The 17,106-nt window shown below is 71.9% G+C and carries 19 protein-coding genes; 18 read left to right on the plus strand and 1 reads right to left on the minus strand.

The window, feature by feature from the left end; all coding sequences use genetic code 11:
- The first annotated feature begins 50 nt into the window (after positions 1–50).
- From ffh to N8I86_RS27105, 3 genes are all read left to right on the plus strand, one after another.
- A complete protein-coding gene (ffh, locus tag N8I86_RS27095) occupies positions 51–1,598 on the plus strand; it encodes a signal recognition particle protein (protein ID WP_263278909.1) in 1,548 nt (515 codons plus the stop codon).
- A gap of 92 nt (positions 1,599–1,690) precedes the next feature.
- A complete protein-coding gene (gene ftsH / locus N8I86_RS27100) occupies positions 1,691–3,622 on the plus strand; it encodes an ATP-dependent zinc metalloprotease FtsH (RefSeq protein ID WP_073889947.1) in 1,932 nt (643 codons plus the stop codon).
- A 129-nt stretch (positions 3,623–3,751) separates the two neighbouring features.
- On the plus strand, positions 3,752–4,246 hold the full coding sequence (locus N8I86_RS27105) for a hypothetical protein (protein ID WP_073889948.1): 495 nt from the start codon (positions 3,752–3,754) through the stop codon (positions 4,244–4,246).
- Here N8I86_RS27105 and N8I86_RS27110 read toward each other — a convergent pair.
- Entirely contained in the window at positions 4,243–5,130 is an 888-nt protein-coding gene (locus tag N8I86_RS27110) for a class I SAM-dependent methyltransferase (protein ID WP_198960330.1), read from the minus strand. The two genes, N8I86_RS27105 and N8I86_RS27110, sit on opposite strands and share 4 nt — an antisense overlap.
- A 521-nt stretch (positions 5,131–5,651) precedes the next feature.
- Between N8I86_RS27110 and N8I86_RS27115 the strand changes: the two genes are divergently transcribed.
- The 15 genes from N8I86_RS27115 to dprA all read left to right on the plus strand — a co-directional run bounded on the left by N8I86_RS27115 (position 5,652) and on the right by dprA (position 16,935).
- Positions 5,652–6,248, plus strand: a complete 597-nt coding sequence (locus N8I86_RS27115) for a hypothetical protein (protein WP_073889951.1) — start codon at positions 5,652–5,654, stop codon at positions 6,246–6,248.
- Between the two features lie 330 nt (positions 6,249–6,578).
- Positions 6,579–6,998 carry a 30S ribosomal protein S16 gene (rpsP, locus tag N8I86_RS27120; RefSeq protein ID WP_020942484.1) on the plus strand — a complete coding sequence of 140 codons (420 nt, stop codon included), beginning with the start codon at positions 6,579–6,581 and terminating at the stop codon, positions 6,996–6,998.
- 5 nt (positions 6,999–7,003) lie between these two features.
- Entirely contained in the window at positions 7,004–7,243 is a 240-nt protein-coding gene (locus tag N8I86_RS27125; RefSeq protein WP_003973401.1) for an RNA-binding protein, read from the plus strand.
- An 82-nt stretch (positions 7,244–7,325) separates the two neighbouring features.
- Positions 7,326–7,874, plus strand: a complete 549-nt coding sequence (rimM, locus tag N8I86_RS27130; protein WP_073889953.1) for a ribosome maturation factor RimM — start codon at positions 7,326–7,328, stop codon at positions 7,872–7,874.
- Complete coding sequence (gene trmD / locus N8I86_RS27135) at positions 7,874–8,707, plus strand: tRNA (guanosine(37)-N1)-methyltransferase TrmD (protein WP_073889954.1); 834 nt, start codon at positions 7,874–7,876, stop codon at positions 8,705–8,707. Before rimM ends, trmD begins: the two co-directional genes overlap by 1 nt.
- A gap of 134 nt (positions 8,708–8,841) precedes the next feature.
- A complete protein-coding gene (gene rplS / locus N8I86_RS27140; protein WP_073889956.1) occupies positions 8,842–9,192 on the plus strand; it encodes a 50S ribosomal protein L19 in 351 nt (116 codons plus the stop codon).
- A 45-nt stretch (positions 9,193–9,237) separates the two neighbouring features.
- On the plus strand, positions 9,238–9,939 hold the full coding sequence (gene lepB, locus N8I86_RS27145) for a signal peptidase I (protein ID WP_073889957.1): 702 nt from the start codon (positions 9,238–9,240) through the stop codon (positions 9,937–9,939).
- The gene (gene lepB, locus N8I86_RS27150) at positions 9,932–11,026 is read left to right on the plus strand and encodes a signal peptidase I (RefSeq protein ID WP_073889960.1); all 1,095 of its coding nucleotides are present in this window, start codon (positions 9,932–9,934) and stop codon (positions 11,024–11,026) included. Before lepB (N8I86_RS27145) ends, lepB (N8I86_RS27150) begins: the two co-directional genes overlap by 8 nt.
- Complete coding sequence (gene lepB, locus N8I86_RS27155) at positions 10,914–11,921, plus strand: signal peptidase I (RefSeq protein ID WP_073889961.1); 1,008 nt, start codon at positions 10,914–10,916, stop codon at positions 11,919–11,921. The genes lepB (N8I86_RS27150) and lepB (N8I86_RS27155) overlap by 113 nt, the downstream gene beginning before the upstream one ends.
- 120 nt (positions 11,922–12,041) lie before the next feature.
- The gene (gene lepB / locus N8I86_RS27160; RefSeq protein WP_073889964.1) at positions 12,042–12,824 is read left to right on the plus strand and encodes a signal peptidase I; all 783 of its coding nucleotides are present in this window, start codon (positions 12,042–12,044) and stop codon (positions 12,822–12,824) included.
- Entirely contained in the window at positions 12,814–13,332 is a 519-nt protein-coding gene (locus N8I86_RS27165; RefSeq protein WP_073889965.1) for an NUDIX hydrolase, read from the plus strand. Before lepB (N8I86_RS27160) ends, N8I86_RS27165 begins: the two co-directional genes overlap by 11 nt.
- 56 nt (positions 13,333–13,388) lie before the next feature.
- The gene (locus N8I86_RS27170) at positions 13,389–13,697 is read left to right on the plus strand and encodes a DUF2469 domain-containing protein (protein ID WP_003965949.1); all 309 of its coding nucleotides are present in this window, start codon (positions 13,389–13,391) and stop codon (positions 13,695–13,697) included.
- A 58-nt stretch (positions 13,698–13,755) separates the two neighbouring features.
- On the plus strand, positions 13,756–14,151 hold the full coding sequence (locus N8I86_RS27175) for a YraN family protein (protein WP_107423619.1): 396 nt from the start codon (positions 13,756–13,758) through the stop codon (positions 14,149–14,151).
- Position 14,152: 1 nt separating this feature from the next.
- Positions 14,153–15,778: a YifB family Mg chelatase-like AAA ATPase gene (locus N8I86_RS27180; RefSeq protein ID WP_263278910.1), complete on the plus strand. Its 1,626-nt coding sequence runs from the start codon at positions 14,153–14,155 to the stop codon at positions 15,776–15,778.
- A complete protein-coding gene (gene dprA, locus N8I86_RS27185) occupies positions 15,775–16,935 on the plus strand; it encodes a DNA-processing protein DprA (RefSeq protein WP_073890029.1) in 1,161 nt (386 codons plus the stop codon). The genes N8I86_RS27180 and dprA overlap by 4 nt, the downstream gene beginning before the upstream one ends.
- The last annotated feature ends 171 nt before the right edge of the window (positions 16,936–17,106 follow it).

A 17,106-nucleotide genomic window follows, 5' to 3' on the forward strand; every position in this document is an offset into this window, starting at 1 on the left:
GGAGGGCGATTCCCTGAAGACCGTCACCGACCCCGAGGACCGCGAGCGCCGTGTTCGACACTCTCTCCGACCGCCTGTCAGCGACTTTCAAGAACCTGCGCGGCAAGGGACGGCTTTCCGAGGCGGACATCGACGCCACGGCACGCGAGATCCGCATCGCGCTCCTCGAGGCGGACGTGGCCCTGCCGGTCGTCCGCACGTTCATCAAGAACGTCAAGGAGCGTGCGCTCGGCGCCGAGGTCTCCCGCGCCCTGAACCCGGCCCAGCAGGTCCTCAAGATCGTCAACGACGAGCTCGTCACGATCCTCGGCGGGGAGACCCGCCGGCTGCGGTTCGCCAAGCAGCCGCCGACCGTGATCATGCTCGCGGGTCTGCAGGGTGCCGGTAAGACCACCCTCGCGGGCAAGCTCGGCCGCTGGCTGAAGGAGCAGGGCCACTCACCCCTGCTGGTCGCCGCCGACCTCCAGCGTCCGAACGCCGTCAACCAGCTGAGCGTCGTCGCCGAGCGCGCCGGCGTCTCCGTCTACGCCCCCGAGCCGGGCAACGGCGTGGGCGACCCGGTCAAGGTCGCCAAGGACTCCATCGACCACGCGCGGTCCAAGGTCCACGACATCGTGATCGTGGACACCGCCGGCCGGCTCGGCATCGACCAGGAGATGATGCAGCAGGCCGCGGACATCCGGGACGCCGTCTCCCCGGACGAGATTCTCTTCGTCGTCGACGCGATGATCGGCCAGGACGCGGTCAACACCGCCGAGGCCTTCCGCGACGGCGTCGGTTTCGACGGCGTGGTCCTCTCCAAGCTCGACGGTGACGCCCGCGGTGGCGCGGCCCTGTCCATCCGGCAGATCACCGGCAAGCCGATCATGTTCGCCTCCAACGGCGAGAAGCTCGACGAGTTCGACGCGTTCCACCCGGACCGGATGGCCTCCCGCATCCTCGACATGGGTGACCTGCTCACCCTGATCGAGCAGGCGGAGAAGACCTTCAGCCAGGAAGAGGCCCAGAAGATGGCCTCCAAGCTGGCGTCCAAGAAGGGGCAGGACTTCACCCTCGACGACTTCCTGTCCCAGATGGAGCAGGTCCGCAAGATGGGCAGCATCAGCAAGCTGCTCGGCATGCTCCCCGGCATGGGCCAGATCAAGGACCAGATCAACAACCTGGACGAGCGGGAAGTCGACCGCGTAGGGGCGATCATCAAGTCGATGACCCCGGGCGAGCGCCAGGACCCGACGATCATCAACGGTTCGCGCCGCGCCCGTATCGCCAAGGGTTCCGGCGTCGACGTCAGCGCCGTCAAGGGGCTCGTCGAGCGCTTCTTCGAGGCCCGCAAGATGATGTCCCGCATGGCCCAGGGCGGCGGCATGCCGGGCCTGCCCGGGATGCCGGGCATGGGCGGCGGGCCGGGCCGCACCAAGAAGCAGCCGAAGAAGGCCAAGGGCAAGCAGCGCTCGGGCAACCCGATGAAGCGCAGGCAGCAGGAGCTGGAGGAGGCCCAGCGCCGCGAGGCCGCCGCGCAGGGCGGCGCCCTCGGCCTGCCGCAGCAGGGCGCCCAGGACTTCGAGCTGCCGGACGAGTTCAAGAAGTTCATGGGCTGAGTCCCGCGCGTACGTCCGCCGAGGGCGCCCCCTTCCGCAAGGGGGCGCCCTCAGCGCATGCCGAGGTCCGCCGCGTGTCGTAACGTCCAGATATGAGCAATGCGGCGCCACCCCGCAAAGCCCCTGACCAGCCGTGGCGAGCCGAGGGCACACCGGACGAGCCGCCCCGGCGCGGCGGATGGCGGGGCGGCCGATGGTGGGGGCTCTTCGCCACCGCGGTGATGGTGTTCGTACTGGCCTACGTCGGACTGAACTACCTGGGCCAGGGCAACGAGCCGACGATCTCCTACACGGAGTTCAGCAAGGAGGTCGGCGCCGGCAACGTCGCCGAGATCTACTCCAAGGGCGACGCGATCCAGGGCCGGCTCAAGAGCCCCCGCGCCAACCCCGAGGGCGGTGGCGACTACAAGGAGTTCCGGACCCAGCGGCCCGCCTTCGCGGACGACAAGCTGTGGCAGAGCCTGAGCAGCCACGGCGTCACGGTGACCGCGCGACCGGTCGTCCAGGAACGCAGCTACCTGTCCAACCTGCTGCTGTCGCTCATCCCCATCGTGATCCTGGCCGCGGTGTGGATCTTCTTCGCCCGGCGGATCCGTGCGGGCATGGGCGGGCCGGGCGGCATGTTCGGCCGCAAGCCACCGCCCAAGCCGGTCGAGCTGCGGCCCGGCACCGGACGTACGACGTTCGCGGACGTGGCGGGCATCGACGAGGTCAAGGGCGAACTGGACGACGTCGTCGACTTCCTCAAGTACCCCGACACCTACCGTCGGATGGGCGCGAAGCTGCCGCGCGGCGTCCTCCTCGCCGGCTCGCCCGGAACCGGCAAGACCCTGCTGGCCCGGGCGGTCGCGGGAGAGGCGGGGGTGCCGTTCTTCTCCGCCTCGGCGTCCGAGTTCATCGAGATGATCGTCGGCGTCGGCGCCTCCCGGGTCCGCGAACTGTTCGGCGAGGCGCGCAAGGTCGCGCCGTCCATCATCTTCATCGACGAGATCGACACCATCGGACGGGTGCGCGGCGGCGGTGCCTCGGTGAGCGGCCACGACGAGCGCGAGCAGACGCTGAACCAGATCCTCACCGAGATGGACGGCTTCTCGGGGTGGGAGGGCGTCATCGTCATCGCCGCGACCAACCGGGCCGACATCCTGGACCCGGCGCTGACCCGGCCCGGCCGCTTCGACCGGGTGGTCAACGTGGCCCCGCCGGACCGCGCGGGGCGCGAGGCGATCCTCGCGATCCACACCCGGGAGATGCCCCTCGACCCCGATGTGGACCTCACCCAGCTGGCGCGCGTGACCCCCGGCATGACGGGTGCGGATCTGGCCAATCTCGCCAACGAGGCCGCCCTGCTCGCCGTCAAGCGCAAGCAGGAGCGGGTGACCCGGGCGGACCTGTCCGAGGCCCTGGAGAAGGTGCAGCTCGGCGCCGAGCGGACCCTCGTCATGCCCGAGGAGGACCGACGGCGCACCGCCTACCACGAGAGCGGCCACGCGCTCCTCGGCATGCTCCAGCCCGGCGCGGACCCCGTCCGCAAGATCACCATCGTGCCGCGCGGCCGGGCGCTCGGCGTGACCATGTCCACGCCCGAGGTCGAGCGGTACGCGCACTCGGAGGAGTACCTGCGCGGCCGCATCATCGGCGCCCTGGGCGGCATGGCCGCCGAGGAGGTCGTCTACGGGGTCGTCACCACCGGCGCGGAGAACGACCTCGAACAGGTCACCAACATCGCGCGCGGCATGGTGGCCCGCTGGGGCATGAGCGAACGCGTCGGCCGGCTCTCCGCCCTCCCCAGCGACGCCCAGCAGGCGTACGGGCTGTCGGCCGCGCCGCAGACCCTGGACGTGATCGACTCGGAGATGCGGCGCATCGTGGACGCCTGCTACGAGGAGGCGCTGCACAAACTCCGCGACCACCGCGGCCAGTTGGACGCCCTCGCCCAGGCACTCCTGGAGAACGAGACGCTGGAGGAGGCGGACGCGTACCGGATCGCCGGAATCACCCGCCTGACCAAGAACGGCGAGGCGTAGCGCGCAGCCCCTCGGCACCCGGCGCCCTTCCGGGGACCGGGCCGGCCGATAGTCCGTACCGGCGGGGCGAGGCGGGTGCAGGGCGTGTGGCGGTGCTCCGGTGCGGCAGCGCTGCCACCCTCGTCGTCCATGGATGTCAGCACCTTCTACGCCCTGTTCTCCGCCACCTGCTTCACCCTGGTCGGCCTCTGGTGGAACGTCGTCCAGAGCCACACCGACTGGATGCGCGAACCGGCCCTGCGCCGCGTCGTCGGCGGGATCTACCTGTCGTTCCTGCTGCCCGCCCTGATGGGCCTGTTCGCCCAGGTCGGCGGCGCGCAGCAGCCGCAGGTCTGGCGGGTCGCCTTCATCGTCCTCGCCGTGGTCGGCTGCGGCTGCACCCTGCGGCTGCTGGCCCGCGCCCGCGGCGACCGCTTCGTCACCCGGCAGCAGGCCGGTGCCGCCCTGATGTACGCCCTGATCGCCGTCGTCGGCGCCTTCCCGGAACTGGCCCGGCCGCTGGGACTGACCCCCATCCAGGCCGAGGCCGTCATGCTGATCGTCCTCGTCGTCCTGGGACACGCCCTGGTCTGGCGGTTCATGGCGGGGGAGGGACGCCCGGCCGAGGACGCGCCCGCCGCCTAGGGCACCCGGGCCACGAGGTAGCGGAAGACGTTCGGCATCCACACGGTCCCGTCCTGCCGCCGGTGCGGGTGCAGCGCCTCCGTCAGCTCCTTGTCGACCTGCTTGGCGTCCGTCGCCGCGATCGCCGCGTCGAACAGGCCGGTCGACAGCAGCCCGCGTACGGCGCTGTCCAGGCCGGCGTACCCGAACGGGCAGGAGACCCGCCCCGAGCCGTCCGGCTTCAGCCCCGCCCGCTGGGCGACCTCCTCCAGGTCGTCCCGGCGGGCCGGCCGCCAGCCGCGCGCGCTGGGCAGCGGATCCGCCGGCTTCGTCGCCACCCGCAGCACGGAGGAGGTGGCGCAGCGCTCCGGCGGACCCCAGCCCACCAGCACCACCGCGGCACCCCGGCGGGCCGCCGGCAGCGCGGCCGCCAGCTGCTCGCCGAGCCCCTCGGAGTCACCCGCCGGACAGCCGGCCGGCTCGAAGACGGTCACCACGTCGAACCCGGCCGTCTCCTTTCCGGCCGCGTCCGCGTCCACGGCGGCGAGCAGCCTTGGAGCCGTACGCGCGCGCGTGCCGCCGTTCCCGCCCCGCCCGGCGTCCCGGCCGCGCGCCGTCTCCGGCAGCAGGCGTTCGCGGGCGAGGGCGAGCCGCTCCGGCGAGGTGTCCACGCCGGTCACCGCCGCTCCTCGGGAGGCCGCCATCAGCAGCGCGAGCCCGGAGCCGCAGCGCAGGCCCAGCAGCCGGGTGGCCGGGCCCACTTCGAGCCGCTCGTGGACCGCCTCGTAGAGCGGGACCAGCATCCGTTCCTGGATCTCCGACCAGTCACGCGCGCGTGCCCACGGGTCCACGCGGGATGTGGAATCCGCGTGCGACCGGTGCTGCCGCACGAGCGTAGGTGTCATAGGTAAGCGCCCCAATCCGCCGACAAGTCGCCGCTGTGCCCGGTTGCGTGGCCCCCGTGCCGTGCGCGCGCACTTCCCACGTATGCCAGGTAACTCCCGGCTCGCGGCCCCGTCCAGGGGTCGTAGGGCCCGGCTTGCCGTCCGGAGGCGAGTGTGGCGAGATTTCACATCCCGGCAACCCGGGTGACCGTACGGTGTCCGCCCCGAGGTACGCGCCGGTGCCGGGGGTCCGGGCGCGCGCGGTAACGTCACGGCCGTCACAGACGCTGATCAGGACGAGGCACCGTCGGCAGAGCGGCCGAAACCCGTCTTGCGCAGCCGCCGGCCGGCGTCGCACTCGCGTACTACCCGCCGGTCGTATCACTCCCTACGCACCAGCTTGGTACGAGCTGTGAGGCTTCTCCGCAGATCAGCGCACCCGCCCTCGTCAGCACGCATCAGCGGCAACTGACGGGTACGTGCAAATTATTTGGGATGGCCCGGAATAGGAACACAGCGGCACCCCCGCTCGTTGTCATTACGTGAGCACGACACAGACACCACCTGTTCTCGCCGCAGAGCTGGCGCAGGCGTGGGCCGACATTCAGCGGTACCACCCCGAGCTGCCGGACCTTGCCGCGCCAGAGTCCCTGATCGGGGAGTCGTCGTCCGCGTGCGGTCACGAGCTCTCCTTCGAGCGACTGCTCCACGAGGCAGTCCACGGCATCGCCGCCGCCCGCGGGATCCGCGACACCTCCCGGGCCGGCCGCTACCACAACCGCCGCTTCCTCGCGATCGCCGAGGAGCTGGGCCTCGACCACCCCGAGGAGCCGCACCCGAGCAGCGGCTTCTCCCTGGTCACGCTCAACCCCGAGGCGAAGCGGCGCTACCGCCCGACGATGGAACGGCTCCAGCGCGCGCTGCGGGCCCACACGGCGGCCACCTCCTCCGACACCTCCCGCACGTTCCGCGGTCCGGCCGCCCGGCACGGCTCGTCCGGCGGCGGCGTCCGGGTCAAGGCGGTCTGCGACTGCGGGCGCAACGTCCGGGTGGTCCCGTCGGTCCTGGCCCAGGCCCCGATCGTCTGCGGCGGCTGCGGCAAGCCGTTCCGGATCCCGGAGGTCGTGGGAGCGGCGTAACCGCCGGCCGCGCGTACCGGCATCTCGTGGGTGCCGGTGGGGCCGAGCGATCGGGGTGCTGCCGCGCAGACGGCCGCACCTCGTGGCGCCGAGCGGCGCACCCGACGTACCTCACCTCCGCGCCGGGTGCCCCTCCGGCATGCCCGGGCGCCCGGAACCACCTCGGCCGAGAGCGGTCCCCGGCGTGTGGCACAATGTCTAGCTGTACTCGACAGTCGCACAGGACCCCTCTCTCCTCCGGCTGACGCGTCCATCGGGCACTCGGGTACCGCAACCCCACGCGGCAACCTGCCGTGCCCAACCACGTCAAAACCAGGAGAGTTCACTCCCGTGGCAGTCAAGATCAAGCTGAAGCGTCTGGGCAAGATCCGTTCGCCTCACTACCGCATCGTCGTCGCCGACTCCCGCACCCGCCGTGACGGCCGTGCGATCGAGGAGATCGGCAAGTACCACCCGACCTACAACCCGTCGGTCATCGAGGTGGACGCCGACCGTGTGGCGTACTGGCTGGGTGTCGGCGCGCAGCCGACCGAGCCCGTCCTCGCCATCCTGAAGAAGACCGGCGACTGGCAGAAGTTCAAGGGCGAGCCCGCCCCGGCGCCGCTGCTCGTCGCCGAGCCGAAGGCCACGCGTCCGTCGTTCGAGGCGCTCGGCGGTGACGACGAGGGCAAGGGTGAGGCGATCACCCAGAAGAAGAAGGCTGAGAAGAAGGACGAGGCCGCTGCCGAGTCCGAGTCGACCGAGGCCTGAGCAGCATGCTCGAAGAGGCGCTTGAGCACCTCGTGAAGGGCATCGTCGACAACCCTGACGATGTGCAGGTCGCCTCGCGCAACCTGCGCCGCGGGCGTGTGCTGGAGGTCCGGGTGCACCCCGACGACCTCGGCAAGGTGATCGGCCGCAACGGCCGCACCGCGCGCGCTCTGCGTACCGTCGTGGGCGCCATCGGCGGTCGCGGTGTCCGCGTCGACCTCGTCGACGTGGACCACGTCCGCTGACGCTTCATCGCAACCGGCTCGGGCCGGGGAGGGCCACTGGGCCGTCCCCGGCCCGCAGTCGTATGACAGGAGAGCAAGCACAGTGCAGCTGGTAGTCGCACGGATCGGCCGTGCCCATGGCATCAAGGGCGAGGTCACCGTCGAGGTGCGTACCGACGAGCCCGAACTCAGGCTCGCGCCCGGCGCCGTACTCGCCACCGACCCCGCCTCCGCGGGGCCGCTCACCATCGAGACGGGCCGGGTGCACAGCGGCCGGCTGCTCCTGCGCTTCGAGGGCGTGCGCGACCGCACCGGTGCCGAGGCCCTGCGCAACACCCTCCTGATCGCCGAGATCGACCCCGAGGAACTCCCCGAGGGCGAGGACGAGTACTACGACCACCAGCTGATGGACCTCGACGTGGTCACCGAGGACGGCACCGAGGTCGGCCGGATCACCGAGATCTCGCACCTGCCGTCCCAGGACCTGTTCATCGTGGAGCGTCCGGACGGCACCGAGGTGATGATCCCGTTCGTGGAGGAGATCGTCGCCGAGATCGACCTGGAGGCGCAGCGGGCCGTCATCACGCCTCCGCCGGGCCTGATCGACGACCGCGCCGAGATCGACTCCTCCCGTGACGAGGACGAGTCCTGATGCGCCTCGACGTCGTCACGATCTTCCCCGAGTACCTGGAGCCCCTGAACGTCTCCCTCGTCGGCAAGGCACGCGCGCGCGGCCGGCTCGGCGTGCACGTGCACGACCTGCGGTCCTGGACGTACGACCGGCACAACACCGTCGACGACACGCCCTACGGCGGCGGCCCCGGCATGGTCATGAAGACCGAGCCCTGGGGCGACGCCCTGGACACGGTCCTCGCCGACGGCTACGAGGCCGGCGGCCGCGCCCCCGCGCTGATCGTGCCCACCCCGAGCGGCCGTCCCTTCACCCAGGAACTGGCCGTGGAACTCTCCGAGCGCCCCTGGCTGATCTTCACCCCGGCCCGCTACGAGGGCATCGACCGGCGCGTGGTGGACGAGTACGCGACCCGCATGCCCGTGTACGAGGTCTCCATCGGTGACTACGTCCTCGCCGGCGGCGAAGCGGCCGTCCTGGTCGTCACCGAGGCCGTCGCCCGGCTGCTGCCCGGCGTCCTCGGCAACGCCGAGTCCCACCGGGACGACTCCTTCGCGCCCGGCGCGATGGCGAACCTCCTGGAAGGCCCCGTCCACACCAAGCCGCCCGTCTGGCGCGGCCGGGGGATCCCCGACGTGCTGCTCAGCGGCCACCACGGGAAGATCGCCCGCTGGCGCAGGGACGAGGCACTGCGGCGCACCACGGCCAACCGGCCCGACCTGATCGAGCACTGCGAGCCCGAGGCCTTCGACAAGAAGGACCGCGAGATGCTCTCCATCCTCGGCTGGGAACCGGATCCCGAGGGCGAGCGGTACGGCCGATTTTGGCGCCGGGCCGGGGGCGTGGAACAATAGACCGCTGTTGTGCGTCCGTCCGGTGTGCGCCCCTGCCACAGGGGGACACGACGCCCGCCCCGACCCGCACGGCAGTCTCCTGTACCTCCATCTCCCGTTGATGACCTGTGGCATCAGCGAAGAAAGCAGACGAAATGTCTCACCTGCTCGACACCGTCGACGCGTCGTCGCTGCGCAGCGACATCCCGGCCTTCCGTCCGGGTGACACCGTCAACGTCCACGTGCGCGTCATCGAGGGCAACCGCTCCCGTGTGCAGCAGTTCAAGGGCGTCGTCATCCGCCGCCAGGGCGCCGGTGTCCGCGAGACCTTCACGGTCCGCAAGGTCTCGTTCTCCGTCGGCGTCGAGCGCACCTTCCCGGTGCACACCCCGATCGTCGAGAAGATCGAGCTCGTCACCCGTGGTGACGTGCGCCGCGCCAAGCTGTACTACCTCCGTGACCTGCGCGGCAAGGCCGCGAAGATCAAGGAGAAGCGCGAGAACTGAGCGCTTCCCCGGCGTCACAGCGGGGCCGGATAACATCTGGCTCCGATGGACACCGAAGCTCAGCAGACGGAACGCGACCGCTCCTCCCACCCCGGTACTCCGGGGCCGGAGGGGCGGTCGCGTTCCGCGTTGGCGCCGCGGATGACCGCGTGGCTGCCGGGGGGACGGATCACCGTCACCGTCTTCGCCTGCCTGGCGTTCGTCCTGCTGCTGAACACCTTCGTGGCGCAGCCGTTCGAGATTCCCAGCGGATCCATGGAGCGGGGTTTGAGGATCGGGGACCGCGTTCTCGTAAACAAGTTGGCGTACCGTTTCGGTGCCCAGCCGCGCCGCGGCGACGTGATTGTGTTCGACGGCACCGGGTATTTCGGAGACGCGGACTACGTCAAACGCGTTGTCGGGGTGGGGGGAGACCACGTGGTCTGCTGCGACAAGGAGGGCAGGATCGAGGTGAACGACCGGCCGGTCGACGAGTCGTCGTTCCTCTATCCGGGGAACAGCGCCTCCAGCGTCCCCTTCGACGTCGCCGTGCCCGCGGGCCGCCTCTTCGTCCTCGGCGACCACCGCAGCCGCTCCAGCGACTCCCGCGACCACCTGGGCTCGCCCGGCGGCGGCATGATCCCCGTGGACGACGTCGTCGGCCGCGCCGACTGGATCGTCTGGCCGTACGGCCACTGGGCGCACCTCAGGCGTCCGCAGGCCTACGCGCGCGTGCCCGCGGCCCCGGCGGAGGGCGCCCATGGGTAACCGCGGCAAACCGCGCGGGGTGCCCGCGACGCCCGCCGAGGACCTGCTGCCCACCGGGACCCGCCGCACCGTCGCGTCCGGGGGCGGTGGCCGCACGCGCGCGGAGCGCCGCAAACTGCAGCGCAAGGTCAAACGCAAGCGCCGTCGTTCAGCCGTTCGGGAGATCCCCCTTCTGGTCGGTGTCGCGGTCCTCATCGCGCTCGTCCTGAAGACCTTCCTCGTCCAGGCGTTCGTGATCCCGTCCGGCTCCATGGAGCAGACGATCCGCATCGGCGACCGCGTGCTGGTCGACAAGTTCACCCCCTGGTTCGGTTCCAAGCCGCAGCGCGGGGACGTCGTCGTCTTCCACGACCCCGGCGGCTGGCTCGCGGACGAGCAGACCGCCAAGAAGAACGACCCCATCGTCGTCAAGCAGCTCAAGGAGGGCCTCACCTTCATCGGCCTGCTGCCCTCCGACAACGAGAAGGACCTGATCAAGCGGGTCATCGGGGTCGGCGGCGACCACGTCAAGTGCTGCGACGCCCAGGGCCGCCTCACCGTCAACGGCGTACCGCTGACCGAGGGCGACTACATCTATCCGGGGGACGCCCCCTCCGCCACCCCCTTCGACATCACCGTGCCCAAGGGCCGGCTGTGGGTGATGGGCGACCACCGGGGCAACTCCGCCGACTCCCGCTTCCACCAGGACACCCCGTACGGCGGCACGGTCTCCGAGGACTCGGTGGTCGGCCGGGCCATGGCCATCGGCTGGCCGATCGGCCACTGGACGCGCCTTCAGGAACCTAAAACCTTCGCAAGCGTCGCCGACTCCGTGTCGGGGGCGACCGCCGGTACCCGGCAGTCGCATAGGGTTGCCTCAGAGAACCAGAACGGATCGACCCGGCTCCCGACCCCTGCGGAACTCCCGCTCGTTATGGGAGTGGTGGGCCTGCACCGTATCCGGCGCGGGCGGCGGCACAGAGTGAGGAGTTGGCGTGGGGGATGTGGCGGTTGGCGCACGTTCGGGACACGACGGCGAGGAGCACCGCGGGCACCCCGTGGCGGCGAACGGTCCCGTGCCGGACGGCGCCATGACCCCCAGGAATGACCCGGCCGCCGGTGACGACGGCGCGTCGGCGGACGGGCCCCGCACCCAGGACGCGGGCACGGGCGAGACCACGCACCGGCCGGCGAAGCAGCGCTCCTTCTGGAAGGAGCTGCCGATCCTGGTGGTCATCGCGCTGGTGCTGGCGCTGCTGATCAAGACGTTCCTGGTGCAGGCGTTCTCGATCCCGTCCGACTCGATGCAGAACACCCTCCAGCAGGGTGACCGCGTCCTGGTCGACAAGCTCACCCCCTGGTTCGGCTCCGAGCCCGAGCGCGGCGAGGTCGTCGTCTTCCACGACCCGGACAACTGGCTGGCCGGCGAACCGGCGCCCAACCCGAACGCCGTGCAGAAGGTGCTCAGCTGGATCGGCCTGATGCCGTCCGCCGAGGAGAAGGACCTCATCAAGCGCGTGATCGGCGTCGGCGGCGACACGGTGCAGTGCAAGGGCACCGGCCCGCTGGTGGTCAACGGCAAGGCGCTGAACGAGCCGTACGTCTACCCCGGCAACACGCCGTGCACCGACGACGACCTGGGCGGCCAGTTCAAGGTGAAGGTGCCCAAGGGCTACCTCTGGGTGATGGGCGACCACCGCCAGAACTCCCGCGACTCCCGCTACAACCAGTCCGACAAGCACCACGGCATGGTCCCCGTCGACGAGGTCGTCGGCCGTGCCATCGTCAAGGCCTGGCCGATCAACCGCTGGGGCACCCTGCCGATCCCGGACACCTTCGACCAGCCCGGGCTCGACGAGCAGTCCTCCGCGTCCGCCTCCCTGACGGTGGCCCCCCAGGGCGTGGCCCTCGTGGCGGTGCTGCCGGTGGCGATGTGGCGGCGCCGGCGCTCGGACCGGCCGGAGTCCAAGGCCGTGCCGACGAGGTCCGCCGGGCGGCGCTGACCCCGCCCCGGCCGGGCGGACCCGCCCGGCCGGCCCGCCTCCCGACCTCGTTCGCCGTCGGCCCGGCCCGGGAAACAGGGGGCTGACCTCGCCCGGTACCGCCGGGTAGGGTGCGGGTCCATGGGTGGCGAGAGCACGACGCGTACGGCCCCGCACGGCGGCGGCACAGGCACGGCACGGGCCGGCGGCAGCAGGATCGGGCAGAGACTGTCCGGACTGGCCGTGGCGCTCGGCCTGGTGCTGTTCCTCGGCGGATTCGCGTGGGCGGCGGTCACCTACCGCCCGTACACCGTGCCGACCAGCTCCATGACCCCCACCATCGACGCCGGTGACCGGGTGCTCGCCCAGCGGGTCGACGGCGCCGAGGTGCGGCGCGGTGACGTCGTCGTCTTCGAGGACAAGAGCTGGGTCACCAACGCGAAGGTGGTCAAGCGTGTCGTCGCCGTCGGCGGTGACACCGTCTCCTGCTGCACCGACGGCAAGCTCACCGTCAACGGCAAGCAGATAGACGAGCCCTACCTGCCCGAGGGCAGCCTGGCCGAGATCAAGAACATCCCCACCGTCACCGTCCCGAAGGGCCGGCTCTTCCTCCTCGGTGACGAGCGCCAGGGCTCCCTGGACTCCAGCGCCCACCTCACCGACACCGCCAAGGGCACCGTCTCCCGCGACGCCGTCTCCGCCCGCGTGGAAGCCGTCGTGTGGCCCTGGAAGGGCTCCCTGAAGAGCCCCACCGGCTTCGAGTCGCTCGGCGCCCTCTCCCGGCCCGGTCCGCTGCGCACGATCGAGCTGATGATCGTCGCCGGCGCCGTCCTGGTCCTCGGCGGCGGCGCGTACGGCCCGATCGCCAAGCGTCTGGGCCGCTCCCGCGCCCGCACCGGCCCGGAGCCCGTCGGTGCCCGCTGAGACCCCGCCGGACTTCTCCGGCGAGGGCGGGCTGCGCAAGGTCGCCCGGGTGGTCCTCCTCGACCCCGCGGACCGCATCCTGCTGCTGCACGGTCACGAGCCGGACGATCCCGCGGACGACTGGTGGTTCACCCCCGGCGGCGGTCTGGAGGGCGCCGAGACGCGCGAGGAGGCCGCGCTGCGGGAACTCGCCGAGGAGACCGGCATCACCGATGTCGAACTCGGTCCCGTGCTGTGGCGCCGGCGGTGCTCCTTCCCCTTCGCGGGGCGCCGCTGGGACCAGGACGAGTGGTACTACCTGGCCCGTACGGCCCAGACGGCCGGAGTGGCGACGGGGCTGACGGAGCTGGAGCGGCGCAGCGTCGCCGGAGCGCGCTGGTGGACGTGTCGGGAACTGACCCGGTCACATGAGACGGTGTATCCGACCAGACTCGCCGGGCTGCTGCAGCGGCTGCTCGACGAGGGTCCCCCGGCCAGGCCCGTGACCCTCGACACGGAAATCGTCTGAGGGCTCCCGGGACTGGCGCACAATGGGGGGATCGCACGGCTGAAGGGGAACATGCCATGAGCGCCGAGGACCTCGAGAAGTACGAGACCGAGATGGAGCTGAAGCTCTACCGGGAGTACCGAGACGTCGTCGGTCTGTTCAAATACGTGATCGAGACCGAGCGACGCTTCTATCTCACCAACGACTACGAGATGCAGGTGCACTCGGTTCAGGGTGAGGTTTTCTTCGAGGTGTCCATGGCCGACGCCTGGGTCTGGGACATGTACCGGCCGGCTCGCTTCGTCAAGCAGGTCCGCGTCCTCACATTCAAGGACGTGAACATCGAGGAGCTGAACAAGAGCGACCTGGAGCTCCCGGGCGGGTGACGGGGTTTTCCACAACCGCTGACCCGTCCACCGAGATCAACACGGGTGGGCCCGCTGCGTGACCGTTGGTGCCGGAGGTGGTGCCGACATGAGCAGGGCACGCAGTGCACTCGGCAGGTACGGCGAGGATCTGGCCGCGCGGCGGCTGGTCCTCGCCGGGATGACGGTCCTGGAGCGCAACTGGCGCTCGGGCAGGTCCGGCGAGATCGACATCGTGGCGCGGGACGGCGACGCGCTCGTCATCTGCGAGGTGAAGACCCGCAGGAGCGGTTCCTACGAGCATCCGATGGCCGCGGTCACCCCGCGGAAGGCCGAGCGGCTCCGGGGCCTGGCCGAACGCTGGATCCACGCCCACGGAGGAGCACCGCCGGGCGGCGTCCGCATCGACCTGATCGGCGTGCTCCTGCCCCGCCGGGGCGCCCCGTCCGTCGAGCACGCGCGGGGGGTGGCCTGAGATGGGATTCGCCCGTACGTGCTCGGTGGCCCTGGTCGGAGTCGAGGGGGTCGTCGTCGAGGTCCAGGCCGACCTCGAACCCGGCGTAGCCGCCTTCACCCTGGTCGGCCTGCCGGACAAGAGCCTGACGGAGAGCCGCGACCGGGTCCGCGCGGCGGTGGTGAACTCGGGCGGCGAGTGGCCGCAGAAGAAGCTCACCGTCGGACTCAGCCCCGCGTCGGTGCCCAAGGCCGGTTCCGGCTTCGACCTGGCCGTCGCCTGCGCCGTGCTCGGCGCCGCCGAACGGATCGATCCCCGGGTCCTCGCCGACATCGTCATGATCGGCGAACTGGGCCTGGACGGCCGCGTGCGACCGGTCCGGGGCATCCTGCCGGCCGTCCTCGCCGCGGCCGACGCGGGCTACGAGCAGGTCGTGGTGCCGGAGTGCGCCGCCGCCGAGGCCTCGCTGGTCCCCGGCGTCTCGGTGCTCGGGGTGCGCAGCCTGCGCCAGCTGATCGCCGTGCTGACCGACGAGCCCGTCCCCGAGGAGCAGCCCGACGAGCAGGGGCGGCCCGACCCCCTCCTGGCCGGGCTGCGCGTGCCCGGCACCGGCGCCGCCACCGGTATACACAGCCTCGGCGCCGCGCAGCACGACCACGATCACGACCTCGCCGACGTCGTGGGCCAGACCTCCGCCCGCACGGCGGTGGAGGTGGCCGCCGCCGGCGGACACCACCTGTTCCTGGAAGGCCCGCCCGGTGCGGGCAAGACCATGCTCGCCGAGCGCCTGCCCGCCGTGCTTCCCCGGCTCATCCGGGAGGAGTCGCTGGAGGTCACCGCCGTGCACTCGGTGGCCGGGCTCCTGCCGCCGGGCAAGCCCCTCATCGACGTCGCCCCCTACTGCGCCCCGCACCACTCGGCGACGATGCAGTCCCTCGTCGGCGGCGGCCCCGGCATCGCGCGCCCCGGGGCCGTGTCCCTCGCCCATCGCGGCGTGCTCTTCCTCGACGAGGCGCCCGAGTTCCACAGCCAGACCCTCGACGCCCTGCGGCAGCCCCTGGAGTCGGGACACGTCGTGATCGCCCGCAGCGCCGGCGTCGTCCGCTTCCCGGCGCGCTTCCTCATGGTGCTGGCCGCCAACCCGTGCCCGTGCGGACGCTTCTCGCAGCGCGACACGTTGTGCGAGTGCCCGCCGTCGGCGATCCGCCGCTACCAGTCCCGGCTGTCCGGCCCGCTGCTGGACCGGGTGGACCTGCGGGTGGAGGTGGACCCCGTCAGCCGGGCCCAGCTCACCGTGCCGGGCGCCCGCGGCGAGTCCACCGCGACCGTCGCCGCCCGGGTCCGCCAGGCCCGGGAGCGGGCCGCCGCCCGCCTCGCCGGAACGCCCTGGCGCACCAACAGCGAGGTTCCCGGCCGGGAGCTGCGCGGCCGGTACCAGGCCGTCACCGGCGCCATGGACGAGGCGGAACGCAACCTGGAGCGGGGCGTGCTCACCGCCCGGGGGATCGACCGGGTGCTGCGCGTCGCCTGGACGGTCGCCGACCTCGTCGGGCACGAACGCCCGGACGCCACCGACGTGGCGCTCGCCCTGCAACTGCGCACCGGCGTGCCCCGCGGGGTGCCGATGGCCATCGGGGCGCTGACGTGACCGGAGCCGAGGACTCCGACGGCGACCGGCTCGGCAGGGTGTTCCTCTGCCGGGTGGCCGAGCCGGGGGACGAGACCGTCGGGCGCTCGGTGCGCCGGTTCGGCGTGCGGGAGGTGGTGCGGCGGCTCCGCGAGGGCGGGGAACCGCTGCCCGGGATGAGCGCGACACGCTGGGCCGGGCTCGTCGCGCGGGCCGGGCGGGCAGAGCCGGAGCGGGATCTCGCGACGGCCGGGGCCACCGGGGCGCGGTTCGTGTGCCCCGGGGACGCCGAGTGGCCCGGGCAGCTGGACGACCTCGCGGACGCACGGCCCGTCGGGCTGTGGGTCCGCGGCCGGGCCGGCCTGCGGATGTGGGCGCTCAGATCCGTCGCCGTGGTGGGGGCGCGTGCCTGCACCGAGTACGGCACCCATGCGGCGGCCACGCTCGCCGCGGGGCTGGCCGAGCGGGGCTGGGTCGTCGTGTCCGGCGGCGCCTACGGCATCGACGGTGCCGCCCACCGCGGCGCCCTCGCCGCCCGCGGAGCCACCGTCGCCGTCCTCGCGTGCGGTGTCGACCGGCCCTACCCCCGCGGCCACGCCGCGCTGATCGACAGGATCGCGGAACAGGGACTCGTCGTCGGCGAGTTGCCGCCGGGCGACCACCCGACACCGAGCCGGTTCATCCTCCGCAACCGGGTCATCGCCGCGCTGACCAGGGGAACCGTCGTGGTCGAGGCCGCCTGCCGCAGCGGGTCCCTGGCCACCGCGCGGGCCGCCCAGCGGCTCGGCCGCTTCACCATGGGCGTGCCCGGCCCGGTCACCAGCGCCCTCTCGGCCGGTGTGCACGAACTGCTGCGCGGCGAGGCCGCCCTGGTCACCGACGCGGCGGAAGTGGTGGAACTCGTCGGCGACATGGGAGAGCTGGCACCGCCGCGGCGCGGCCCGGTGCTGCCGCGCGACCTGCTGGAACCGGCCGCCCGGGCCGTCCTCGCCGCCCTGCCCGGCGACCGGGCGGCCCCCGCCGACGAGATCGCGCTCGGCGCGCGGACCACCAGGGACGAGGCGATCGCGAGACTGTACGAACTCCGAGCACTTGGCTACGTCGAACGACACGGCGATGGCTGGAAGTTGACACGCCAGTCGATGATCCCGCTCCGGGACGGTCACCGACCGTGTTGACCGACGGGGTTCGGCCGTCCGGGGGAATCCTCGACGCCCTTGTGTATGGGCGGAGTTGGCGACTGCGGCCGGTCACGCAGAGCGATCCCGGCGGCGGGGTCACGGGGGCGGCCCAGGAGCCCCGCGCACGAGTGGTGCCCTGGTGTTCGCACACCGCGACACCTCAGTCAC

This window comes from Streptomyces albidicamelliae (assembly GCF_025642175.1).
Lineage (GTDB): Bacteria > Actinomycetota > Actinomycetes > Streptomycetales > Streptomycetaceae > Streptomyces > Streptomyces albidocamelliae.

What these genes read in the sequence shown, in the direction of transcription:
- ftsH (WP_073889947.1), top strand. Translation starts at nt 1,691, where the DNA reads ATGAGCAATGCGGCGCCACCCCGCAAAGCCCCTGACCAGCCGTGGCGA.
- N8I86_RS27105 (WP_073889948.1), top strand. Translation starts at nt 3,752, where the DNA reads ATGGATGTCAGCACCTTCTACGCCCTGTTCTCCGCCACCTGCTTCACC.
- N8I86_RS27110 (WP_198960330.1), bottom strand. Translation starts at nt 5,130, where the DNA reads ATGACACCTACGCTCGTGCGGCAGCACCGGTCGCACGCGGATTCCACA.
- N8I86_RS27125 (WP_003973401.1), top strand. Translation starts at nt 7,004, where the DNA reads ATGCTCGAAGAGGCGCTTGAGCACCTCGTGAAGGGCATCGTCGACAAC.
- trmD (WP_073889954.1), top strand. Translation starts at nt 7,874, where the DNA reads ATGCGCCTCGACGTCGTCACGATCTTCCCCGAGTACCTGGAGCCCCTG.
- rplS (WP_073889956.1), top strand. Translation starts at nt 8,842, where the DNA reads ATGTCTCACCTGCTCGACACCGTCGACGCGTCGTCGCTGCGCAGCGAC.
- lepB (WP_073889957.1), top strand. Translation starts at nt 9,238, where the DNA reads ATGGACACCGAAGCTCAGCAGACGGAACGCGACCGCTCCTCCCACCCC.
- lepB (WP_073889960.1), top strand. Translation starts at nt 9,932, where the DNA reads ATGGGTAACCGCGGCAAACCGCGCGGGGTGCCCGCGACGCCCGCCGAG.
- lepB (WP_073889964.1), top strand. Translation starts at nt 12,042, where the DNA reads ATGGGTGGCGAGAGCACGACGCGTACGGCCCCGCACGGCGGCGGCACA.
- N8I86_RS27170 (WP_003965949.1), top strand. Translation starts at nt 13,389, where the DNA reads ATGAGCGCCGAGGACCTCGAGAAGTACGAGACCGAGATGGAGCTGAAG.
- N8I86_RS27180 (WP_263278910.1), top strand. Translation starts at nt 14,153, where the DNA reads ATGGGATTCGCCCGTACGTGCTCGGTGGCCCTGGTCGGAGTCGAGGGG.